This window comes from Streptomyces sp. NPDC046876, assembly GCF_040645035.1.
Taxonomy (GTDB): Bacteria; Actinomycetota; Actinomycetes; order Streptomycetales; family Streptomycetaceae; genus Streptomyces.
On sequence record NZ_JBEYXK010000080.1, the window covers coordinates 25,254 to 31,253 of the forward strand.

The following is a 6,000-nucleotide window of genomic DNA, read 5'->3' on the forward strand; positions in this document are numbered from 1 at the left end:
CCCCCCACCGCGTACGCGAGCGCGCCCCGCGAGAGGACTCGCGGGGCGCGCTGCGTCGTGGCGCATGGGACCGGACGGGCTCAGTGCTCGTCGGCCAGGATCAGGTAGAGCTTCTTGCGGGCGTCGTTGATGACCGCGAGGGCCTTCTCGCGCTGCTCGGCGGTGCCGGTCTTGAAGACCTGTCCGAAGGCCTCCATCAGGCCGACGCCGGCCGTCCGGACCTCGTGCATCGCCTCGAAGTCGAAGCCGCGCCCGGCCGCGGCCCAGGGGGCCTCGGACCCGGACTCGGCCTCGGTACGGCCGGCGTCGGTGAGCGTGAACAGCTTCTTGCCGCCCTCGCTCTCGCTCGCGATGAGCCCCTCGTCCTCGAGCAGCTGGAGGGTCGGGTAGACCGAGCCGGGGCTGGGCTTCCAGGCCCCGCCACTGCGCTCGCCGATCTCCTGGATCATCTCGTAGCCGTGCATCGGCCGGTCCTTCAGCAGCGCCAGGATGGAGGCGCGCACGTCGCCGCGCCGGGCCCGGCCGCGCGGTCCGCCGCGGCCGCCGCGCCCGCCGAAGGGGCCGGCGCCGAAGGGCGGTCCGAACGGGCCGAAGGCGGCGCGCCGTCCCGCGAACTCCTCCCGACGATCGGGCCCGCAGTGTCCGTGGCCCCGTCCGTGCTCGTGCCCGGTGCCGTTGCCGTGTCCGTGCTTTCCGCGTGAACGCATGGCTGCGCTCCTTTCGCCTTGGTGTCTTGTCGTGTCGCTGTTGCGATGCTTCAACTATCGCCGACCGTTCGCGATGCGTCAACGATATATCGGAAACTCATACCGAACACGTCCGTGACCAGGCCAGTCATCCCGAATTGGCCTTTGTTGACGATCAGATGCGCCCCTACGGTCGGGGGCATGCGCCTGAGAATCGTCGACGCCTTCACCGACCGGCCCTTCCGCGGCAACCCCGCCGGGGTCCTACTCCTGGAAGACGGCTTCCCCGCGGACACCTGGCTCCAGGAGGTCGCCGCCGAGGTCAACCTCTCCGAGACCGCCTTCGCCCATCCCCTGCCGCCCGGCGGGGACGCCGACTGGGCGCTGCGCTGGTTCACCCCGGCCGGCGAGGTCGACATGTGCGGCCACGCCACGCTCGCCACCGCGCACGTCCTCGCGTCGAACGGCCTGGCCGAGGGCCTGATCCGGTTCACCGCCCGGTGCGGCGTCCTCACCGCCGAGGCCGCGCCCGACGGGACCGTCACCCTGGACTTCCCCACCTCGTCCCTGACGCCGGTGGCCCCCGAGGCCGCCGTACGGGACGCACTCGGCGCCGAGATCAAGTCCGTCCACGACACGGCCGCCCACATCGGCGACCTGCTCGTGGAGCTGGCGGACGAGCGGACCGTGCGCGAGCTCACCCCCGACATCGCCGCCCTGCGCGGCTACGCCCGGCGCGGCGTCATCGTCACCGCGCCCGCCGAGGACCCCTCCCGCGGGTACGACTTCGTCTCGCGCGGCTTCTTCCCGGCCTTCGGGATCGACGAGGACCCCGTCACCGGCAGCGCCCACACCGCCCTCGCCCCGTTCTGGGCGCAGCGCCTGGGCCGCACGCAGCTGACCGGCCTGCAGGGCGGCGCCCGGACCGGGCTGGTACGGGTCACCCTGGCGGGCGAGCGCACCCTGCTGACGGGCGGCGCGGTCACGGTCATCGACGGCGAGCTCCTCGCCCGCCCCTGAGGCCCGGCCGCCGGCTACGGGGTGGGCAGCCAGCCCACCTTGCCGGCGAGCAGCGCGTACCCGCCGAAGGCCACGATGTCGAGCAGCGCGTGCGCCACGACCAGGGGTGCCACCCGGCCCCACCGGCGGTAGGCCAGCACGAAGACCGCGCCCATCACCATGTTGCCGACGAACCCGCCGATGCCCTGGTAGAGGTGGTAGGAGCCGCGCAGCACCGAGCTCGCGACCAGCGCCCCGACCGGGGACCAGCCCAGCCGGTCGAGCCGGCGCAGCAGGTAGGCCAGCACGATGACCTCCTCCACCACGGCGTTCTGCACCGCGGAGAGGATCAGCACCGGGAACTTCCACCACACGTCGGGCAGCGCCTCCGGCACCACCGTGAGGTTGAACCCGCTCGCCCGCGCCGCCAGGTAGAAGGCCAGCCCCGCGCTCCCGATCCCGGCGGCGACCAGGGCCCCGCGGCCGAGGTCCCAGCGGGGCCGGGTGAGGTCGAAGCCCAGGACCCGCAGCCCCGGGACGCCCTCGCGGGTGAGCAGGTGGGCGACCAGCAGCACGGGCACGAGCGCGGTGCAGATGCCGAACAGCTGCCAGGCGAGGTCCAGCCAGGGGCGGCCGGGGGCGGCGGAGCTGTTGAGCGTGGCGGCCTGGTCCTTCAGGCCGCCGGGCTTGGTCAGCGAGCCGATGAAGCTGATCAGCGAGGAGACGGCGCTCGCCCCCAGCGACAGGGCCAGCACCAGCAGCGTCTCGGCGCGCAGGACCCGCCGCTGCCCGTCCTCCTGCAACGACCCGACCACCGGCTCCGGCTGCGCCCGCACGTCCGACTCCCGTCCGCCCTCTGCGTTCCGACCACCCCATACTGCCTCGTCGCCGCGGCAGCGGGATCACCGGCCGGTGCCGGGCGCACGCCGGACCGGCACCGGGTGCACGCCGTACCGATGCCGGGTGCACGCCGTACCGATGCCGGATGCGCGCCGGACCGGTGCAGGGCGGACGCCGCCCCCGGGCGCCGGGGGCGGCGCGCGTCAGGGCCGGCGGGCCGGTACGGGGGCCGGCGCGGCCTCCTCCTCCGCCAGGCCGACGGGCCAGGTGTGGACGGGATCTCCCTTGTGCATCAGCTCGCTGTAGCGCCGGGTGATCGCGGCCAGCGCGCTGTCCCGGTCCATGCCGCCCGCGAGGGCCCGGTGGTAGGTGTCCACCTGCCAGGTCGCCCCGTTCGCCCGGCGCTGGCAGCGCTCTTCGATGATGCCGAGGTAGTGGTCGCGGTCGGCCGGCTCGATGCCCCACGCGTCCAGGCCCGCCGCCGCCATCGGCAGCAGCTCGTCCAGGACCAGCCGTACGGCGGGGACGCTCGCGAGGCCCCCGCCGCGGCCGCGGCGCGGCCACCGCAGCCGGGCGTCGATCCCGTACCGGCAGGCGGCGTCGAAATTGGCCTCGGCCTCGGCGAACGGCAGCCGGGTCCACACCGGGCGGGGCTCGTCGGCGAGGGTGCGCACGAGTCCGTAGTAGAAGGCGGCGTTCGCGACGACGTCGGCGACCGTCGGCCCGGCGGGCAGGACCCGGTTCTCCACGCGCAGGTGGGGCACCCCGTCGGCCACCCCGTAGACGGGCCGGTTCCACCGGTAGACGGTGCCGTTGTGCAGGACCAGCTCCTGCAGGCTCGGCACACCGCCCTCGGCGAGCACGCGCAGCGGCTCCTCCTCGTCGCAGATGGGCAGCAGGGCGGGGAAGTAGCGGACGTTCTCGGCGAAGAGCTCGTACACCGACTCCACCCAGCGCTCCCCGAACCAGGTCCGCGGCCGCACCCCCTGCGCCTGGAGCTCGGGCGGCCGGGTGTCGGTGGCCTGGGTGAACAGCGGCGGCCGCGATTCGCGCCACAGCTCGTGCCCGAACAGGAACGGCGAGTTGGCTCCGACGGCTATCTGTACGGCGGTCACCGCCTGGGCCGCGTTCCACACGTCGGCGAACCGGGCCGGCGTCACCTGCAGGTGCAGCTGTACGGAGGTGCAGGCGGCCTCCGGGACGATCGACCCGGTGCTCCAGGTGAGCCGCTCGACCCCGTCGATGTCGAGCAGGAAGTCCTCTCCGCGCAGCATGAGGATCTGCTCGTTGAGCAGCGAGTAGCGGTCCACCGCCGAGAGGTTGGCGGTGACCAGGTCGGAGCGGGTGATCGTCGGCAGGATGCCGATCATCACCACCCCGGCGTCGATCTCCGCGGCCTGCCGGTGGGCGTAGCCGAGCCCGGCGCTCAGTTCTTCGGCGAGCTGGTCGAATACCCGGCCGCCGAGCCGGTGCGGGAGGACGTTCACCTCCAGGTTGAACATTCCCAGTTCGGTTTGGAAATCCTGGCTCGCAATCCGCTCGAGAACCTGTGCATTCACCATGCGCGGCATCCCGTCCGCTCCCGCGAGATTCAGCTCGATCTCCAGCCCCATCATGTTCTTGGGGCGGTCGAACCTCTTCTCCGCCAGAAGCCGCTCCAGTCCCTCAAGACACTCGTGGAGCTTCCTCCGATACCGTTGCCGATCGGACAGGTCGAATCCGCCCGCCACGACCTTCTCCCCCATCGAAGCGTCCCTCCTCGAGTGGGCTCGCCCGGGCACCCGGGCGCGCGTGTACGGTCGATGATGCCCAAGCGGCGTGATCGATAACGCGGCGGGGCATGTGCGGCGGGGAGCGTGCGCCGGTTTGGCCGAAGGGCGCCATGGCACATTCACCTGGCAAGGCGCGGTATGCAATTTCCGCATCGGATTTGCCGGTTCCGTATAATCGGCGCTTTTCAGCCGAGCCCCTTTCCGGTAACCTCCGAGGTCAGCGCGACATGTTCGCGTGTATCCGACATGAATGCCATGACAGCGGGACCGGTAAGCGCCTTGTCGGCAACGGGCGGGACAGCTAGCCGAAACACTGTGTGAACACATGTCGTATAAACTCCGCAAACGAGGCAGAGAGTTGGCGCGCGGCCATTGCCCCTCAGCCCCCCTCTGGCCCCAGAATGCGACAGCGCCGTCCGCACCTGCCCCCGTTCCACAGGTCTCCCAAGTGAGAGGCGACCCACCATGCCGCTGCATGTCCCCCCGGCTCCCGCGCCCGCCCTGCGCAGCGTCCTCGCGGCACTCGGTTCCCCCACGGCCCTCGCGGCGGGTACTCCCGCCCTGCGCGCCTTCCAGGGTCCGCTGACCGCCGAACTGCCCCTGCCGGTCCACGTACTCGACCGGCTCGGCATGGCCCAGCCGGCCGTCGGGGCCCGCCCGCCCCGCACCCGGCTGACCGGCTGGCGGTTCCTGATCCGCGGCGGCGACCGCCACGTCGCCGCCGCCGACACCCGGCTGACGCCGGACGGCTGGGTCTTCTCCCATTTCTTCGAAGGCCCCTACGTCGCCGCCACCGAGCGCGCCCTGCGCCAGGCGGAGTCGCTCGGCAAGAACTACCAGCCCCGGCTGCTGTCCGTACCGGAGCTGTACATGTTGACCCTCTGGCTGCACGGGTCGGTCGGTGCCGATGCCTCCGCCGGGCTGCCCGCCGCCGCGGACCTGCTGGTTCCGCTGGCACCGGCGCCGCCCGGGATCGCCGCGTACCGGCCGCATCCGGTGTCCGAGCTGCTGCCCGTGATGACCCACCGGCTCACCCCGCCGGCCCCGCCGGTCCGCCCGCCGCTGGCCGCGCCCGCCGCCTGACCGGCCGCCCCACCCGTACGACCCATTCGGTCTAGCCCGCTCGTGCCATTCCCGAACCACCCGAAATGACAGGGGAGTTGGGTTGAACCGCCCGCACGAGTGATGCGTCATCAATCTGTGAGGACAGCTGCCGGAAATCCCTGCGGACGCGAGTCCCGAGGGGAACACTGGGACCCTGACCACACCGAGACGTTGATACGGGGGGCGGCCATGAACAAGGCATCGAGCCGCAGCACACAGACCACACCGCAGCGAAAGAACGCATCCATGTGCCAGCACCAGCCAGCGTGCCCGTCAGCCGACTCCGCCGACCGGGAGGCCGCCAAGCCGGTGGCCAACCACCCGGAACAGGGCTGGAGCCTGCTGTGCAACGGCGTCCTGCTCTTCGAGGACACCGGTGAGCTGCTGCCGGACGGCCAGATCATCGCACCGCACCGTCCGCTGGCGGCGGCGCACGTGGTGAAGGCGGCCTAGCCGACCACAGCGCTGACGAGAACAGTAGAGAAGCGGGGGCGCGGGGGGGGGGGCCCGGGCGGCGGGGGGGGGAGGGGAAAGCCGGGGGGGGGAGGGGTAGGGTTAGGGATAGGGGGGGGGTGGGGATGGTTGTTTGGGTATAAGTG

Annotated in this window: 6 protein-coding genes; 3 read left to right on the plus strand and 3 right to left on the minus strand. The window is 72.2% G+C overall.

The window, feature by feature from the left end; all coding sequences use genetic code 11:
- Positions 1-80 precede the first annotated feature (80 nt).
- Positions 81-707: a PadR family transcriptional regulator gene (locus ABZ924_RS29585; protein WP_361916312.1), complete on the minus strand. Its 627-nt coding sequence runs from the start codon at positions 705-707 to the stop codon at positions 81-83.
- Between the two features lie 180 nt (positions 708-887).
- Here ABZ924_RS29585 and ABZ924_RS29590 point away from each other — a divergent pair, with 180 nt between their 5' ends.
- A complete protein-coding gene (locus tag ABZ924_RS29590) occupies positions 888-1,706 on the plus strand; it encodes a PhzF family phenazine biosynthesis isomerase (protein WP_361916315.1) in 819 nt (272 codons plus the stop codon).
- Between the two features lie 14 nt (positions 1,707-1,720).
- Here the strand turns inward: ABZ924_RS29590 and ABZ924_RS29595 are convergent, their stop codons facing one another.
- Both ABZ924_RS29595 and ABZ924_RS29600 read right to left on the minus strand, forming a co-directional pair.
- The gene (locus tag ABZ924_RS29595) at positions 1,721-2,521 is read right to left on the minus strand and encodes a type II CAAX endopeptidase family protein (protein WP_361916317.1); all 801 of its coding nucleotides are present in this window, start codon (positions 2,519-2,521) and stop codon (positions 1,721-1,723) included.
- A gap of 207 nt (positions 2,522-2,728) precedes the next feature.
- Positions 2,729-4,270, minus strand: a complete 1,542-nt coding sequence (locus ABZ924_RS29600; protein ID WP_361916320.1) for a glutamate-cysteine ligase family protein — start codon at positions 4,268-4,270, stop codon at positions 2,729-2,731.
- Between the two features lie 492 nt (positions 4,271-4,762).
- Here ABZ924_RS29600 and ABZ924_RS29605 point away from each other — a divergent pair, with 492 nt between their 5' ends.
- Both ABZ924_RS29605 and ABZ924_RS29610 read left to right on the plus strand, forming a co-directional pair.
- Complete coding sequence (locus tag ABZ924_RS29605) at positions 4,763-5,380, plus strand: hypothetical protein (RefSeq protein ID WP_361916323.1); 618 nt, start codon at positions 4,763-4,765, stop codon at positions 5,378-5,380.
- Positions 5,381-5,647: 267 nt separating this feature from the next.
- Positions 5,648-5,854, plus strand: coding sequence for a DUF5999 family protein (locus ABZ924_RS29610; RefSeq protein WP_356852505.1), 207 nt, complete (start codon positions 5,648-5,650; stop codon positions 5,852-5,854).
- Positions 5,855-6,000: the final 146 nt, after the last annotated feature.